The sequence below is a fragment of the Pseudomonas sp. 51_B genome, from assembly GCF_017491595.1.
GTDB classification, from domain to species: Bacteria; Pseudomonadota; Gammaproteobacteria; order Pseudomonadales; family Pseudomonadaceae; genus Aquipseudomonas; species Aquipseudomonas promysalinigenes.
The window spans coordinates 606,449-622,961 of record NZ_JAFGYW010000001.1 but is presented as its reverse complement, the minus strand read 5'-3'; the positions used below and the strand labels follow the sequence as shown (position 1 = coordinate 622,961).

14 protein-coding genes are annotated in these 16,513 nt (G+C 60.1%); 8 read left to right on the top strand and 6 right to left on the bottom strand.

Going from position 1 to position 16,513, the window contains the following annotated elements; all coding sequences use genetic code 11:
* Positions 1-20 precede the first annotated feature (20 nt).
* Entirely contained in the window at positions 21-1,475 is a 1,455-nt protein-coding gene (locus J5M56_RS02960; RefSeq protein ID WP_207869619.1) for a mannose-1-phosphate guanylyltransferase/mannose-6-phosphate isomerase, read from the bottom strand.
* Between the two features lie 305 nt (positions 1,476-1,780).
* Between J5M56_RS02960 and yegS the strand changes: the two genes are divergently transcribed.
* On the top strand, positions 1,781-2,668 hold the full coding sequence (gene yegS, locus J5M56_RS02955) for a lipid kinase YegS (protein ID WP_060476642.1): 888 nt from the start codon (positions 1,781-1,783) through the stop codon (positions 2,666-2,668).
* Here the strand turns inward: yegS and J5M56_RS02950 are convergent.
* The 3 genes from J5M56_RS02950 to J5M56_RS02940 all read right to left on the bottom strand — a co-directional run bounded on the left by J5M56_RS02950 (position 2,652) and on the right by J5M56_RS02940 (position 4,883).
* Positions 2,652-3,311 (bottom strand): response regulator transcription factor, encoded by a 660-nt coding sequence (locus J5M56_RS02950; protein WP_186476727.1) that lies wholly within the window; start codon positions 3,309-3,311, stop codon positions 2,652-2,654. The two genes, yegS and J5M56_RS02950, sit on opposite strands and share 17 nt — an antisense overlap.
* Positions 3,308-4,198 carry a histidine kinase gene (locus tag J5M56_RS02945; protein ID WP_207869617.1) on the bottom strand — a complete coding sequence of 297 codons (891 nt, stop codon included), beginning with the start codon at positions 4,196-4,198 and terminating at the stop codon, positions 3,308-3,310. The genes J5M56_RS02950 and J5M56_RS02945 overlap by 4 nt, the downstream gene beginning before the upstream one ends.
* 178 nt (positions 4,199-4,376) lie before the next feature.
* Positions 4,377-4,883 (bottom strand): histidine kinase, encoded by a 507-nt coding sequence (locus J5M56_RS02940; protein ID WP_207869653.1) that lies wholly within the window; start codon positions 4,881-4,883, stop codon positions 4,377-4,379.
* A 329-nt stretch (positions 4,884-5,212) separates the two neighbouring features.
* On the opposite strand from J5M56_RS02940, the gene J5M56_RS02935 reads away from it, so the two are divergent.
* Positions 5,213-6,148 carry a chemotaxis protein CheV gene (locus J5M56_RS02935; protein ID WP_207869615.1) on the top strand — a complete coding sequence of 312 codons (936 nt, stop codon included), beginning with the start codon at positions 5,213-5,215 and terminating at the stop codon, positions 6,146-6,148.
* A gap of 56 nt (positions 6,149-6,204) precedes the next feature.
* Positions 6,205-7,008 carry an MOSC domain-containing protein gene (locus tag J5M56_RS02930; protein WP_207869613.1) on the top strand — a complete coding sequence of 268 codons (804 nt, stop codon included), beginning with the start codon at positions 6,205-6,207 and terminating at the stop codon, positions 7,006-7,008.
* Positions 7,009-7,120: 112 nt separating this feature from the next.
* Here the strand turns inward: J5M56_RS02930 and J5M56_RS02925 are convergent, their stop codons facing one another.
* Positions 7,121-9,049 carry a transglycosylase SLT domain-containing protein gene (locus tag J5M56_RS02925; RefSeq protein WP_207869611.1) on the bottom strand — a complete coding sequence of 643 codons (1,929 nt, stop codon included), beginning with the start codon at positions 9,047-9,049 and terminating at the stop codon, positions 7,121-7,123.
* 220 nt (positions 9,050-9,269) lie between these two features.
* On the opposite strand from J5M56_RS02925, the gene J5M56_RS02920 reads away from it, so the two are divergent.
* Positions 9,270-11,198: an ATP-binding cassette domain-containing protein gene (locus J5M56_RS02920; RefSeq protein ID WP_207869609.1), complete on the top strand. Its 1,929-nt coding sequence runs from the start codon at positions 9,270-9,272 to the stop codon at positions 11,196-11,198.
* A 115-nt stretch (positions 11,199-11,313) separates the two neighbouring features.
* On the opposite strand, the gene J5M56_RS02915 is transcribed toward J5M56_RS02920, so the two are convergent.
* Entirely contained in the window at positions 11,314-11,754 is a 441-nt protein-coding gene (locus J5M56_RS02915; RefSeq protein ID WP_060476650.1) for a universal stress protein, read from the bottom strand.
* Positions 11,755-11,864: 110 nt separating this feature from the next.
* Here J5M56_RS02915 and J5M56_RS02910 point away from each other — a divergent pair, with 110 nt between their 5' ends.
* From J5M56_RS02910 to J5M56_RS02895, 4 genes are all read left to right on the top strand, one after another.
* Positions 11,865-12,302, top strand: a complete 438-nt coding sequence (locus J5M56_RS02910; RefSeq protein ID WP_186476733.1) for a hypothetical protein — start codon at positions 11,865-11,867, stop codon at positions 12,300-12,302.
* A 468-nt stretch (positions 12,303-12,770) separates the two neighbouring features.
* Positions 12,771-14,918, top strand: a complete 2,148-nt coding sequence (gene fadB / locus J5M56_RS02905) for a fatty acid oxidation complex subunit alpha FadB (protein ID WP_207869607.1) — start codon at positions 12,771-12,773, stop codon at positions 14,916-14,918.
* Between the two features lie 31 nt (positions 14,919-14,949).
* Positions 14,950-16,125 (top strand): acetyl-CoA C-acyltransferase FadA, encoded by a 1,176-nt coding sequence (fadA, locus tag J5M56_RS02900; RefSeq protein WP_207869605.1) that lies wholly within the window; start codon positions 14,950-14,952, stop codon positions 16,123-16,125.
* An 80-nt stretch (positions 16,126-16,205) separates the two neighbouring features.
* Complete coding sequence (locus J5M56_RS02895) at positions 16,206-16,457, top strand: DUF1653 domain-containing protein (protein WP_186476735.1); 252 nt, start codon at positions 16,206-16,208, stop codon at positions 16,455-16,457.
* Positions 16,458-16,513: the final 56 nt, after the last annotated feature.

Genomic DNA, 16,513 nt, shown 5'->3' with positions numbered 1-16,513 from the left:
AAAAACGCGCCCGCCAGCCTTCAGCCGAGGGCTGCCGCCGGGACGCGTCCATAGATATCAGTAAAGCGCACGATGTCGTCTTCGCCCAGGTACTCGCCGCTTTGTACCTCGATCATCACCAGGTCGATGACGCCGGGGTTGGTCAGGCGGTGAGTGCGGCCAGGTTTGATGAAAGTCGACTCATTGGTGTCGAGCAAAAACTCCTCTTCTCCATTGGTCACGCAGGCCATGCCGCTGACGATGATCCAGTGCTCGCTGCGATGATGGTGCATCTGCAGCGACAGCGATTCGCCAGGGCGTACCATGATCCGCTTGATCTTGAAGCGCGGGCCCTCTTCTAGCACGGTGTACATGCCCCAAGGGCGCGTGACGGTGCGGTGCAGGCGGTAGGCTTCATGGCCCTGGTGCTTGAGCTGCTGCGCAATGACCTTGACCTCTTGACTGCGGGCAGCGTCGGCGATCAGCAATGCGTCGGGCGTATCGATCACGATAAGGTTATCCAGCCCCACCGCGCCGACCAGGCGCTTGGGCGAATCGATGTAGCAGTTGGTGACTTCGTGCAGCACGGTTTCACCGTTGCAATGGTTGCCATCGTCATCGGTGTGACGCAGTCCGCGCACAGCTTCCCAACTGCCGATGTCGCTCCAACCCAGCTCGCACGGCACTACCGCAACCTTGGCGGAGCGCTCCATCAGCGCGTAGTCGATGGAGATGTCTTCTGCCAGGGCAAAGCTTGCCGGGTCCAGCTCAACCTGCAGCACCTTTTCGCCTTGCTTGGTCGCGCTCTGCCCCAGGCAGTCGGTCACACAAGCAAGCAGCTGCGGTGCGTGCGCCTGCAACTCGGCCAGAAGGGTGCCCACCTGCAGGCAGAACATACCGGCGTTCCACAGATGGCGGCCGCCTTCGAGGTAGCCAAGAGCAGTTGTAGCGTCAGGTTTCTCCACGAAGCAGTTCACCTGATACCCATGGTCGCCGACGGCTTGGCCCCGCTCGATGTAGCCAAAGCCAGTTTCAGCGCGGCTGGGTACTAGGCCGAAAGTCGCCAGCCAGCCCTTTTCAGCCAGTTGCCGCGCCTGCTCCACGGCAGTGGCGAAGGCCTCGGCGTGCTCAATGACGTGGTCGGCAGGCATCACCAGCAACACGCTGTCGTTTCCGTAATGGCTTGCGCAGTGCAGCGCGGCGGCAGCGATGGCCGGGGCGGTGTTGCGACCGTTGGTTTCCAGCAGGTAGTCCAGGCCGAGCTTGTCGGGGTTCACCTGGCGATACTCGTCCTGGGTGCGGAAAAACACTTCGCGGTTGGTCACCGTCAGCACCCGTTCCACGCCGGGTAGCGCGGCTGCGCGGGCAAAGGTTTTTTGCAGCAGGCTCTGGCCGTCGGGCAATCGCATGAAGGGTTTAGGCATGGCTTCCCGAGAAACCGGCCACAAGCGGGTGCCGGCACCGCCGGCAATGATGCAGGGGATCAGAACGCTCATTTCACAGCCTCGACGCTTGGCGCTGGGTATAGCGCGGTGAAGGGGAACTTCGCGACCTGTCACGGTTTTGGCGGAAAAGTCAAAAAAACGACTTTTCGCTGTAGCTTCTTCCATGATGGCCAAATTTTTGTCGATCATGCTCTCCTTAACAAAACGTTTCAACGGTATTTGTGTGAATCTGGCGATTTTTTGATCGGCCTTGAGGGCAGCAGCGCACTCGAATGCCTGATTTGGCGTGGCAGTGCAGTATTTCGCTGTTGTTTGTGGTCGAGATCTGCACGCAATAGCCCCAATGGAGAAGCGTGATGACACAGCGCAAAGCGATGTTGATCCTGCATGGCAAGCAAGCCATGAATGAAGCAGTGCGCGAGGCGGTCATCGCTATGCGAGAGCGAGGCTGGACGCTGGATGTACGCGTCACCTGGGAGGGCGGCGATGCCAAGAGGCTGGTGGGCGAAGCCCTGGCGGCAGGCTACTGCCAGGTAATCGCCGGAGGCGGTGATGGCACTTTGCGCGATGTGGCCGAGGCCATGGGCCAGGCGCGCACTCAGGCCAGCCTGGCCTTGCTGCCGCTGGGAACGGCCAATGACTTCGCCAAGGCCGCTGGCATTTCCATGGAACCTGCCCATGCGCTGGCGCTGCTGGACCTGCCGCCGCGTCCCATCGACCTGGGGCAGGTGGGCGACCAGCTATTCCTTAACATGGCCACAGGCGGTTTCGGCAGCCAAGTCACCGCAAGCACCTCCGAAGACCTGAAGAAAATGCTCGGCGCCGCCGCCTATCTGTTCACTGGGCTATCGCGCTTCAGCGAACTGCAGGCTGCATCGGTTCAAGTATCGGGCCCAGGTTTCGATTGGCAGGGTGATCTGCTGGCGCTGGGAATCGGTAATGGTCGCCAGGCCGGTGGCGGGCAGGTGCTGTGCCCTGAGGCGCAAGTGAATGACGGCTTGCTCGATATTGCCATTCTGCCGGCGCCCCAGGAAATGGTCGGTGCGCTGCGCGATCTACTGGCCGGTGACGGGCTGTTCGTGCGGGCACGTTTGCCTTGGGTAGAAATTACCTGCTCCCAAGGGCTGGATATCAACCTCGATGGTGAACCCCTCAAAGCCGACAGCCTTCGTTTTACCGCAGTACCGTCAGCATTGAACGTGCATCTGCCGCCCAATTCGCCGCTGCTCAGTCGTCCAGACTGATGATCTTTTCGCGTACGGCAAACAGCACAAGACCCGCCACGTCATAGATGTGCAGGCGCTTCATGATCTGCGAGCGGTGGGTTTCCACGGTTTTGATCGACAGCGCCAGCCCCGCGGCGATCTCGCGGGTCGACTTACCTCGCACGATCAGGCGCAGGATCTCCAGCTGCCGCGCTGTGAGGTTATGGCGATCCACCGCTGCCGGCTTACCGTGCTGGGCACGCATCAGCGCTTGATCGATCACGGTATGGGCAATGGCTGGGCTTAGATAGCGCTCGCCACTGCTCAGGGCCGTCAGCGCCTGTTCGAGCTCGGTTGCCGTCGCATCTTTGAGTAGATAGCCATGGGCGCCGCTTTGCAGTGCTCGCATGATCAAGTCAGGATCGGTATGCATCGACAGGATCAGCACGGTACAGGTGTTGCCTGCTGCGCGCAGTTGGGTGAGGGCATCAAGGCCACTGGTCGAGCGCATGGAAATGTCCAGCAGCACAACATCGGGGGCATGCTGGCGTACCATTTCGAGCAGCTGGCTACCGTCATCGGCCTCGCCGACCACCGTGTAACCGGGAATATCGGAAACCAGGGCACGGACCCCGGCACGGATCAGCGCATGGTCATCCACCAGCAGCAGTCTACAGGTCATGATGCAAGGTTATTCCTGGCGCGTTCATGGCTACGGGGGGGCCATGGGAACAGCACGTCGATAGTCGTCCCCTGGCCTAGCTGGCTGGTGATCGCCAGGCTTCCGTTGAGTGCGGTTGCCCGTTCCTGCATGCCAGCCATGCCACGTTGGCCGGCTTGGGCAGGGTCGTCAGCCGGCAAAAAGCCCTTGCCGTCATCCTGAATCGTCAGTGCAAGCCCTAGGGGGCTTCGTTGCAGGCGGATGATCAGGTTACGCGCCCGAGCATGACGCAGCACGTTGGTGACCGCCTCCTGGGTAATGCGAAACGCTGCCATGGCAACGTCTTCTGCAATGCCACCCAAGCGTTGGTGGCACTCAAGGCTCCATTTCAAATCGGTGCTTTCCAGCGTGCGAAGCAAGTGAGCCCGCAGGCAGGCTTCCAGGCCAAGGCTGGCCAATTGACGTGGGTTGAGCAGCGCGGATACGTCGCGCACTTTGCCCAGGGTGTCCTTAAGGGTGGCATGCAGGCTGATGCAGTGGACTTGCAAGTCGCTCGGAACGCGACGTTGCAGCCATTGCAGTTGCATCTTGGCGGCCGTAAGCAGTTGGCCGATGTCGTCGTGCAGTTCGCGGCTCAGGTGCTGGCGCTCGTCTTCCTGCACCTTGAGCATGCGCTCTGCCAGCTCCGCCGGGCGCAGGCTGATCGATTTCGCCCCATGGCCCAAGTGCCAGCATACGCCAAGCGTGGCCAGCAGTTGCAGTAGCAATAGGCTGGGCGGCAGGCCTTGCCCTGCCGCGAAGATTGCCAGATTTGCAAGCAGAGACACCACGCACAGAGAGGCCGTCGCCCAGTGCAGCAAAGTGGCCGGTGAGCGTCGGCGCAACAACATCTTCAAGCGTGGGAACATAGAGTCGAGAAGCCACTTAGTCTTGCGGATGGGAACCGAGCACAGGTCGTTGCACGAACGTTGGCATTGAGCTTGCTAAAACTCGCGAACGCGGCTCGAAACGGTGATTGGATGGCCGTTAATTGTTTGCGCGCATCTTAACACTTCGGATCGATACCTAGTTGCTCTGCCGCGCCGCTCAGTGGCGGTTACCGGCTTTTTTGCCTGTTGGCCCGGCTGGCACCGTGCCGTGTTTATGCACGCAGTTGGTACCCTTTTCGGTGCCAGGCGCACACGTTTGCGAGTATGGCTGGTCAAGTACTACCGCCAGTTTGTTCAGCAGCGCCACCTGTTCGCAGGTGTCCAAAGACAGGCTCCCGGTTTGCAGGTCGATCAATTCCAGTTGCCAGGCCAGCAAGGTCAGGCAGGCATTGAGTGTGGGCAAGGCGAGGGGGCTCAGGCACTGTTGTTCACAGGCCGGCGCCAGTAATTGATGGAGAGCGCTTGCGTAGTGGGCGACTTCGAGTAAGCCCAAGGTGCCGGCGCGTCGGGCCAGGGTCTGGAGGGCACGGTTCAGGCACAGGCAGGCATCTGGATCATTGGCGATCAGTTCCAGATGCTGCAGGCATTCCTGTGACTGGGTCAGCAAGACTTGAGCATCCAGCAGGAAGTCCTGCAGGGTGTCGATATGAGAGCTGCTGTCCATCATGGTACTCCGGCGCGTTGGGCTGGAGCAGGGGATGGCGACACCTTGTCGAACGCGGGCAATAGCCTGACTCCATTCATGCAGTGAGAATGGCGTCACATTAATGGCTAAAGGATATCGCGAACATCAGGTTGCACCTGATTGTCCCTAGGGGTTTCCCTGAGGATCCATAGGGTGCGAACTAAGAAGGTGTATCGCAGTAAAGCATGATGTTAATTTGATATCAATGAGTCCAGTGGGCTTTTTCGAAGGGGTAAAGAAGCCCGGTAGTGTGCCGATATAAAGCGGATCATTTCATATTTTTCCGCTACAACCCTGGGGGTTTTCCGATGGCTGGTATTCTCGACACGGTCGATCAACGCACACAACTGGTGGGTGAGAACCGGCTGGAAATCCTGATGTTCCGCCTGGCCGGCCGCCAGTTGTTCGCAATCAACGTCTTCAAGGTTCAGGAAGTGCTGCAACTGCCCAAATTGACTCTGATGCCGCAGCGCCATGCGTTCGTCTGCGGCGTAGTCAACTTGCGTGGGCAGACCCTGCCGGTGATCGACCTGTCCCAGGCCATCGGTATGCGCCCGATAGAACCGGGGCCGGATAGCACCATCATCGTCACCGAGTACAACCGCTCGGTACAGGCGTTTCTGGTGGGCGGAGTCGATCGGATCGTCAACATGAACTGGGAAGCCATCATGCCTCCACCTTCCAGCGCTGGTCGCCAGCACTATTTGACCGCCATTACCAAAGTGGACGACAGGCTGGTGGAAGTCATCGACGTTGAGAAGGTGCTGGCGGAAATCGTGCCGTACAATGCCAGGGTTTCGGGCGACAAACTCGCCGATCCGATATTGGCCCGCGCGCGGGGCCGTGAAGTGCTGCTGGTGGATGACTCCAGCGTGGCCTTGGCGCAGTTGCGCGATACCTTGTCACAACTGGGGATGAAGCTGCATGTGGCCAGTGACGGATTGAAAGCCTTGCGCATGCTCAAAGGTTGGGCCGATGCGGGGGAAAACATCTGTGAGAAGCTGCTGATGGTCTTCACCGATGCGGAAATGCCCGAGATGGATGGTTACCGGTTGACCACGGAAATCCGTAACGATGCACGCTTGCGTGGGCTTTATGTGGTGCTGCATACCTCGTTGTCGGGCAGCTTCAACGAGTCGATGGTGAAGAAGGTGGGTTGCGACAACTTCCTCTCCAAATTCCAGCCCGATCGTCTTGTGGATGTGGTGAAGCAGCGTCTGCTGCTCGATGCCAGCAACGGGTGATCCTGCGGCCTGCCAGGTATAAGCTTGGTGTTTGACCTGGAATGAGGCCGGCAAGGATGTTTCTCAGTGAGTTGTACAGGTACCCGGTGAAGTCTGGGCAGGCGCAATGCTTGCAGGGCTCGCCGGTAGGGCTGCTCGGGTTGCAAGGCGATCGACGCTGGATGGTGGTCGAGCAGGAGAATGGACGCTTTCTCACCCAGCGCGCCTGGCCGCAGTTGGGGCAATTGAAAGCTCGCGAAAGCGATAACGGCGAGTTGCTGCTGGAATTGCCGGGGCAGGGTTCTATACGGGTGGCGGTGCCTGACGCGGATGAGGCGTTACGCGGTGTGACCGTATGGCGTGACACCCTGCGCGTTCCCGACGCTGGCGATGAGGTGGCCGGCTGGTTGTCGCAATGGCTTGGTAAAGCGGTGCGCCTGGTTCATTGCCCTGAGCAGCGAGCACGCTACCTGCCCAGCGGCTATGGCCTGAATAGCGACCGCGCGGCGTTCCCTGATGGCTTCCCCTTGCTGCTGATCGGCCAGAGTTCGCTGGATGAGCTGAACCACCGAATCGGTCGCCCCATGGAGATGCTGCGCTTTCGGCCGAATCTGGTGGTGAAGGGGGCGCAGCCGTTCGCCGAAGACGGCTGGAAGCGGATTCGCATCGGCACTTTGGTGTTTCGTGTACTCAAGCCAAGTGTGCGCTGCATCTTCACCACCCTGGACCCCGCCACCGGCGAGCGCAGCCTGGACCGCGAGCCATTGACCACCCTCAAGACATTCCGCGAGCGCGATGGGGATATTCTGTTCGGGCAAAACCTGGCCGCCGATGGCGCAGGTTGGCTTGAGGTGGGGATGCAGGTCGAAGTGCTGGAGTAATCCAGGCAGGCCTCTTCGCGGCTATGCCACAGGTGCCACACGGGCCGTATGGCCCGTGGTTGCTGTAACAGCGAGCTTACCTGCGAAGCCTTCGGCGCTGGTTCAGCGCCTGTCACATGTCATCGAAGTAGCGCTCATGCCAGTCCACCAGGGGCTGGGGCACATTCAGCTTCTGCCCATAGATCACCGAATAGGACAGCACGTTTTGTACGTACTGGCGTGTTTCGTCGAACGGGATCGACTCGACCCATACGTCGAAGCTCAGATGCTTGGCGCCTTTGAGCCACTGCCTGACACGGCCGGGGCCGGCGTTGTAGGCGGCGGAGGCCAGCACTCGGTTGCCATTGAACTGCCCGTGCACTTGGCTCAGGTAGGCAGCGCCGACCTGAATGTTCTTCTCCGGGTTGAGCATCTGCTGCGGTGAAGCCAGCGGGATGCTGAACTTGCGTGCCGTTTCTTTGGCGGTGGCCGGCATTACCTGCATCAAGCCGCTGGCACCGACGCTTGAGCGGGCGTCCTCCATGAACGCGCTCTCCTGGCGGGTGATGGCGAACACCCAGCTGGAGTGCAGGCCACGTACCTTGGCTTCGCGGACCAAGGTGTCGCGATAGGCCATCGGGAAGCGAATATCCAGATCGTCCCAATACTGCGCCTGGCTGATGGTACGAATGGCGGGGAAGTACCAGCGCATGTCGTAGGCCAGGCGTGCCTGAGCGACCATTTCATCGCGGCTGAAATGGCGGCTGGCATGGTACCACTCGCGGCGGCCTTCGACGATCTGGCCACGGGCGTGAAACTCCATGGCACGGCGTATGCCTGGCGCATTGCGCACTTTGTTCATAAGCTGCGGGCTCAGCACCAAGGGCCGGTTGTTCAACTGATACGGAGTTTTTGCCCGATCCGCCGCCAGGAACCCGTAGAAGTCGCGCTCACGGGCAACGTTCTTGTACAGCAGTGGGATCTGTGGGTTGCTCGGCTGGGCTAGCTCCAAACTGCGAGCTTGCCAGTACTTCCAGCGGCTGCTGGCGGCCAGGTCCTGCGGCAGACGCTTGGTGAGTTCGTAGGCGTCTTCCCAGCGGCCCAGGCGCAGCAGCAGGCGTAAACGCCATTCACTGACCGTGTTGTCGCGCAGCTCGGGGTCGTAGCGGGTCATCAGGTCCAAAGCGCGAGGGTCGTAACGGCGGGCAAGGGTCAGGCCTATTTCGCGGGCGATGGCGACCTTCTCGTCACGGGAGAAATGCATGCGCTGGGCATAGTCGTCGAGCATGCTCATGGCACGATCCGGGTCTTGCCGGGCCAAGCGACGCAGGCCAAGGCTGACCACATCCGCCATGGCTTCGTTGGCCGGGGTGAAACGCGAGGGTTGGTTCAGCAGTTCAGGTTTTTGCGCCACATCGATCAGCAAACGGCCTTGCGCTGCCAGTGTGGTCAGGCCCTGTACCAGGCTGTTGGCCAGCGCATAGTTACGTGCCTGTGCTGCAAGCTTCGCGCGGTTCCAGCGTTTGGCTTCGGTGAGCTGACCTTCTGCTGCCCACATGCCGAACAAAGTATCGCAGGCCGCTGGTTGCGACTTGCCCACATTCCACAGTTTTTCGGCGCTGGCAAAACCCTCGGCACGCTGCCCGTGGCTCAACTGATATTGCCCGTTGAGGCAGTCGAGTTCGGTGAAGTTGAGCTTGGGGTCATAATACTTGGCAAAGGTATTCCACTCGCCACGTTCGGCGAGCCACCGCAACCAGCGCAGTTTCATCCAGTTTGCCTGGGGCAGGTCACCGTGCTGGGCCAGGAAACCCTCGATTTCCTCGTTGCTGGCGGTCTTCAGGCGTGCGGTCAGTTCGTCATAGGCAAGGTAAGGCGTCAGTGGATAGTCGCTCAATGCCTGGCTGTAGCGCAGGTAAGGGCCCTTGTCGCCCTTGGCCAGCGCACGCTTGGCTTCGTCGTAGTACTGACGTTGCAGGGAAAGGTCGGTGGCCTGTGCCGCGCTGGCAGTGGCGGCGGTGAGTAGCAGGCAGGAAGCAATCTGAAACAGGCGGCTGCGCATGATACGTCCGGGCAGTTGAACCATGGGGAAGTGACGGCGATGCCAGCACTGATGAAGTCAATTGCCTTAGCTTAGCCGTTTGCCGGCGCCGGGTGATAGCGCTGTGCTTGTAACCGGGCATTAACGCCGACCGGGCGTCGCCCAGGCCGCTGCACCGGTCAACTTTATGCTTGAAGGGGGCAATTCAGGTAGAATGCGCGCCCGCTTTCTGGAGACAAACATGACCCTGCTCAAATTCAGCGATGTGTCCCTCGCATTCGGCGCGATGCCGCTGCTGGACAAAGTGTCCTGGCAGATCGCCCGTGGCGAGCGGGTGTGCATCATCGGCCGTAACGGTACTGGCAAGTCGAGCATGCTGCGCCTGGTCAAGGGCGAGCAGAAGGGCGACGACGGCGAAATCTGGCGTGCCCCTGGCTTGAAGATTGGTGAGCTTCCCCAGGAACTGCCGGTGGCCGATGAGCGCACGGTGTTCGACGTGGTCGCCGCTGGCCTGGATGGCGTTGGCGAGTTGCTCGCGCAGTTCCATCATCTGAGCCAGAACATCCAGGGCGATGAGGATCTGGAAAAGCTCATGCACGTCCAGCACGAGCTCGAGGCCCGCGATGGCTGGCGCCTTCAGCAAGTGGTGGAAAGCACCCTCAGCCGTCTTCAGCTGCCTGCCGACAAGACTTTGGCCGAACTCTCAGGTGGCTGGCGTCGCCGTGTGCTGCTGGCCCAGGCTTTGGTCTCCGAACCTGACCTGCTGCTGCTCGACGAGCCCACCAACCACCTGGACATCGGTGCCATTGCTTGGCTTGAAGAGGCTTTGCGCGGCTTCAACGGAGCTGTGCTGTTCATCACTCACGACCGCTCCTTCCTGCAGAACCTGGCCACTCGCATCCTCGAACTGGACCGTGGCGGGCTGATCGACTGGAACGGCGACTACGCCAGCTTCCTGGTGCACAAGGAAGCTGCCCTGGCCGCCGAGGAGACTGCCAACGCGCTGTTCGACAAGCGCCTGGCCCAGGAAGAGGTATGGATTCGCCAGGGCATCAAGGCCCGCCGCACCCGTAACGAGGGCCGTGTGCGTGCACTCAAGGCACTGCGCGTGGAGCGTAGTGAGCGCCGCGAGCGTCAAGGCCGGGCGAATATCCAGATAGAGGCGGCGGACAAATCCGGCAAGCAGGTCATGGTGCTGGAGAATGTCAGCTTCCATCACCCCGAGGGACCGCTGCTGGTCAAGGACTTCTCCATGGTCTTGCAGCGTCAGGACCGCATCGGCTTGCTGGGCGCCAACGGTACGGGCAAGACCACGTTGCTGAAGATGATGCTCGGCGACCTGGAGCCAACGGCGGGCAAAGTCGAGCGTGGTACCAAGCTTGAGGTCGCGTACTTCGATCAGATGCGTCACCAGCTCGATCTGGAAAAGACCGTGATCGACAACCTCGCCGAAGGCCGCGACTTCATCGAGATCGATGGTCAGAACCGCCATGTGCTGAGCTACCTGGGCGATTTCCTGTTCAGCCCGCAGCGTGCGCGCACGCCGGTCAAGGCGCTGTCTGGCGGCGAACGTGCGCGGTTGCTGCTGGCAAAGCTGTTCAGCAAACCGGCCAACCTGCTGGTGCTCGACGAACCGACCAACGACCTTGATGTGGAAACCCTCGAGTTGCTCGAAGAGGTGCTGTGCAATTACAAGGGCACTGTGCTGATGGTCAGCCACGACCGGGCCTTCCTCGATAACGTGGTCACCAGCACTTTGGTATTCGAAGGTGAGGGCAAGGTACGCGAGTACGTCGGTGGCTATGAGGACTGGATCCGTCAGGGTGGCTCGGCGAAGCTACTCGGCGTGACCGAGAGCAAGGGTGGCAAGTCAGAGCTCAACAGTGCGGTGGTGGAGAAGCCCGCGGCAGCCGCGACGCCTGCACCTGCAGCGCCAGTGGCGGATTCCTCGAAGAAAAAGCTCAGCTACAAGCTGCAACGGGAGCTGGAAATGCTGCCGGGGCAGATCGATGAAGTCGAGCAGCGCATGGCCCAGGCCCAGGCAGAAGTGAATGCCCCAGGCTTCTATCAGCGACCGATTGCCGAGACATCGGCGGTGCTGGCCAAGATCGAGGGGCTGCAAGCTGAGCTGGATACGCTGGTGGAGCGGTGGGCCGAGCTGGAAGGCTGAGACTGGTATAGCCGTTGGTAGGTAGATCCGCTTCTACAGTAGCTGCGCAGGTCCTGGGACTGGTGCAGCTACTGTAGGGGCGGGTTTACCCGCGAAGAGGTCGATGCGCGCTACATCATTCTTTTTTCAGCAAACGCACCGCCAGCACATCGCACGGTGCGCCGTGGAGCACGTCATTGGCTGTGGAGCCCAGCAGCAGTGCCAAACCATGCCGCCCATGGCTGCCCACCACGATCAGGTCGCAATTCTGCTCCTTGGCCAATTGATGGATCTCTTGGCGCGGCTGGCCATACGTCAAGTGAGAGTCGCCGCGGTGGATATCGGGGTATTTGTTGAACAAGCGGTCCATACGCTCCTTGGCCTGGTCGAATTGCTGCTGCTGCAGTTGCGACAGGTCCATGGGCACATCACCACCAAAAGCCATGGCCATCGGTTCGACGATATGTACCAGCGAGACCTTGGCATTGGAGGGTGCCGCCAACGCCATGGCACGTTTGATCACCGGGTCGCACTCTTCGGTAAGGTCGACGGCGACCAGAAGATGTTCGTAGGACATGAGCTGCACTCCTGACAATCGCGATAGTAGGAAGTATGGTCGCTTTCCTGCAGGTCATCCGTGAAACTGAGTAACCCGCTCATTTGCAACGCTTTATGGAAACTACTGATATGACGGTATGGCTGGTGGTGTCAATCCTTGCGCTGATTCTGAGTCCGCTTTCCTGGTTGCGGTTGTCGCGCAAACAAGGGCAGCAGATGACCCTGCGCCTGGCCGCGCGGCGCATGGGCCTGGCCATGCAGCTGGCACCGACACAGTGGCCCCATTGGCTTGAGAAAGAGCCCCCCAGCCCTTGTCCGCAGTACCACCGTGCCCGCCGTAGGGGGCACGAAGACTGCTGGAGTTACTGGCAGGTCAGCCCCGGTATCTGGTGGAATCAATGGAAAGAAGTCTGTGAAGACCCACGGCTGGCCGCGGTTTTCGCGCGCTTGCCGGCAACGGTCTACAAAGTGGAGGCCGATAAACGCATGATCGCCCTGTACTGGAGCGAGCGTGGTGATGAATCTGTATTGCAGGATATTGCCCACGCCTTCGACGCCCTGGCCTGACACCCATAACGACAAAGCGGCAACCCGGTAGCTACCAGGTTGCCGCTTTGTCGTTTCTGCAGTGCAGAAAAGGCCAGGCAGGCCGGGAATTTCAACGATGCATAGGCAGTGTAGTCATTTTCTGCCGGCGTGCACGGGAAAGTTGCAGCACTCGGCACCGCGTTTGGGTCAATCGTCGCCATGAATGGTCTGCGATCACTGTCATCATGCTTATGCCCTGGCGCTGCACAATGGCTGGAAAGTCGGGTTGATCGGCTTTTCGTGAGCATTTGACAACGCTCGACATTTCGGAGAATGTAGGCGCACCCAAATCAAACGGGCGTATGAAATGAGCGTTTGTATGTCACGCCGCTCATACGAATCCCGACTATCGCGCCGACGGGTGTGTGCCTGGGCGAGGGCGGCAACGCCGGCTTCTCTCAGCGATCGGTGTGTACAGTTCAGCTTCCATATCGTGGAGATCAGTTGATGATTTACGAAGGTAAAGCCATCACGGTTAAGGCTCTTGAAAGCGGCATCGTCGAATTGAAATTCGACCTCAAGGGTGAGTCCGTCAACAAGTTCAATCGCCTGACCCTGGACGAATTGCGCCAGGCTGTCGATGCCATCAAGGCCGACGCCTCGGTGACAGGTGTGATCGTCAGCAGCGGTAAGGACGTGTTCATCGTCGGCGCCGATATCACCGAATTCGTCGACAACTTCAAGCTGCCCGAGGCCGAACTGGTTGCCGGCAACCTGGAAGCCAATCGCATCTTCAACGCCTTCGAAGACCTCGAGGTGCCCACTGTGGCGGCCATCAACGGTATCGCCCTGGGCGGCGGCCTGGAGATGTGCCTGGCGGCCGACTACCGAGTGATGTCCACCACTGCCAAGATTGGCCTGCCTGAAGTCAAGTTGGGCATTTACCCAGGCTTTGGCGGCACCGTGCGCCTGCCGCGCCTGATCGGTTCCGACAATGCCATCGAGTGGATCGCCGCTGGTAAGGAAAACCGTGCCGAAGACGCCCTGAAAGTTGGCGCGGTAGATGCAGTCGTCGCACCTGAACTGTTGCAGGCCGGCGCCCTGGACCTGATCAAGCGCGCCATCAGTGGCGAGCTGGACTACAAAGCCAAGCGCCAACCCAAGCTGGAAAAACTCAAGCTCAACGCCATCGAGCAGATGATGGCCTTCGAAACCGCCAAGGGCTTCGTCGCCGGCCAGGCAGGCCCGAACTACCCGGCACCGGTCGAGGCGATCAAGAGCATTCAAAAAGCTGCCAACTACGGCCGCGACAAGGCGCTGGAAGTCGAAGCCGCGGGCTTCGCCAAGCTGGCCAAGACTTCGGTCGCCGAAAGCCTCATCGGTCTGTTCCTCAACGATCAAGAGCTCAAGCGCAAGGCTAAAGCCCACGACGAAATCGCCCGTGATGTGAAGCAGGCGGCGGTACTGGGCGCTGGCATCATGGGCGGTGGCATCGCCTACCAGTCGGCGGTCAAATGCACGCCGATCTTGATGAAGGACATCCGCGAGGAGGCCATCCAGCTGGGCCTTAACGAGGCATCCAAGCTGCTCGGCAATCGCGTCGAGAAAGGCCGCCTGACGCCGGCCAAGATGGCCGAGGCGCTCAATGCCATTCGCCCGACCCTGTCGTACGGTGATTTCGCCAACGTCGACATCGTCGTCGAGGCCGTGGTCGAGAACCCTAAAGTCAAACAGGCCGTGCTGGCCGAAGTGGAAGGCCAGGTCAAGGAAGATGCGATCCTCGCCTCCAATACTTCGACCATTTCCATCAACCTGCTGGCCAAGGCGCTCAAACGTCCAGAAAACTTCGTTGGCATGCACTTCTTCAACCCCGTGCACATGATGCCGCTGGTCGAAGTGATTCGTGGCGAGAAGTCCAGTGAAGTGGCGGTTGCCACCACCGTGGCCTATGCCAAGAAGATGGGCAAGAACCCGATCGTGGTCAACGACTGCCCGGGCTTTTTGGTCAACCGAGTGCTGTTCCCGTACTTCGGCGGCTTCGCCAAACTGGTCAGCGCGGGCGTCGACTTCGTGCGCATCGATAAGGTCATGGAAAAGTTCGGCTGGCCGATGGGCCCGGCCTATCTGATGGACGTAGTCGGTATCGACACCGGCCACCACGGCCGTGACGTCATGGCCGAAGGTTTCCCAGACCGCATGAAGGACGAGCGCCGCTCGGCTGTCGATGCCCTCTACGAAGCCAACCGTCTTGGCCAGAAGAACGGCAAAGGCTTCTACGCCTACGAAACTGACAAGCGTGGCAAGCCTAAAAAAGTCGTCGATGCCAGCGTGCAGGAGGTACTCGCACCAATCGTCTTCGAACAGCGTGAAGTGAGCGACGAAGACATCATCAACTGGATGATGGTGCCGCTGTGCCTGGAAACCGTGCGCTGCCTGGAAGACGGTATTGTCGAAACCGCAGCCGAAGCCGACATGGGCTTGGTCTACGGGATTGGCTTCCCTCCGTTCCGGGGTGGTGCGCTGCGCTACATCGACTCGATCGGTGTGGCTGAATTCGTTGCCCTGGCCGACCAGTACGCCGACCTGGGGCCGCTGTACCACCCGACCGCGAAGCTGCGTGAAATGGCCAAGAACGGCCAGCGCTTCTTCAACTGAGTGGTCAACGAGCTAGAGCGAGAGATTTGAAATGAGCCTGAATCCAAGAGACGTGGTGATTGTCGACTTCGGTCGCACCCCTATGGGCCGCTCCAAGGGTGGCATGCACCGCAACACCCGCGCCGAAGACATGTCTGCGCATCTGATCAGCAAGGTGCTGGAACGCAACGACAAGGTCGACCCGAAAGAGGTCGAAGATGTGATCTGGGGCTGTGTCAACCAGACCCTGGAGCAGGGCTGGAACATCGCCCGCATGGCGTCGCTGATGACCCAGATTCCCCACACCTCCGCCGCCCAGACCGTCAGCCGCCTGTGCGGCTCGTCGATGAGTGCGCTGCACACCGCTGCCCAGGCGATCATGACCGGCAATGGCGACGTTTTCGTCGTCGGCGGCGTCGAGCACATGGGGCACGTCAGCATGATGCATGGCGTTGACCCTAATCCACACCTGTCCCTGTATGCTGCCAAGGCCTCCGGGATGATGGGCCTGACCGCCGAGATGCTGGGCAAGATGCACGGCATCAGCCGTGAGCAGCAGGACCTGTTCGGCTTGCGTTCGCACCAACTGGCCCACAAGGCCACGGTCGAGGGCAAGTTCAAGGACGAAATCATCCCGATGCAGGGCTACGATGAGAACGGCTTCCTGAAGGTTTTCGATTACGATGAAACCATTCGCCCGGAAACCACTCTAGAAGGCTTGGCGTCGTTGAAACCGGCGTTCAACCCCAAAGGCGGCACCGTGACTGCCGGTACTTCGTCGCAGATTACCGACGGCGCTTCGTGCATGATCGTCATGTCTGGCCAGCGCGCCATGGATCTGGGGATTCAGCCATTGGCGGTGATCCGCTCGATGGCGGTCGCCGGCGTTGACCCGGCAATCATGGGCTACGGCCCGGTTCCTTCAACCCAAAAAGCGCTCAAGCGCGCTGGCCTGACCATGGCCGATATCGACTTCATCGAGCTCAACGAAGCCTTTGCAGCACAGGCCTTGCCAGTACTCAAAGACTTGAAAGTGCTCGACAAGATGGATGAGAAGGTTAACCTGCACGGCGGCGCCATCGCTTTGGGCCACCCGTTCGGTTGCTCCGGTGCACGTATTTCCGGCACCCTGCTCAATGTGATGAAGCAGAACGGCGGCACACTGGGGGTCGCCACCATGTGCGTAGGCCTTGGCCAAGGTATCACCACTGTCTTCGAACGCGTCTGATCGCGTAGCTGGACAGCAGCCGGGGCCTTGTGCCCCGGTTTTTTGTTTTTCACAGAATTGGTTTCAAGAGGAAGGGCGGCATGCAGATCCAGCCAGGCGTATACCGGCATTACAAAGGGCCTGAGTACCGTGTCTTCAGTGTTGCACGGCACTCCGAAAACGAAGAGTGGATGGTCTTCTACCAATGCCTGTATGGTGATTACAGCTTCTGGGTAAGGCCGCTTGCGATGTTTCAGGAGTCCGTCGAGGTTGACGGCGAGCAGGTGCCGCGCTTTGCTTTGGTCAAGGCCGAAGTCGGGCTGCCAGAGCTGTCTGGCAAGTCGCAAGCGTGAACGACCGCGCTTGACCTCTCCCTGTTGCCACTATATATAGCGGTGCCGCGTCCGGC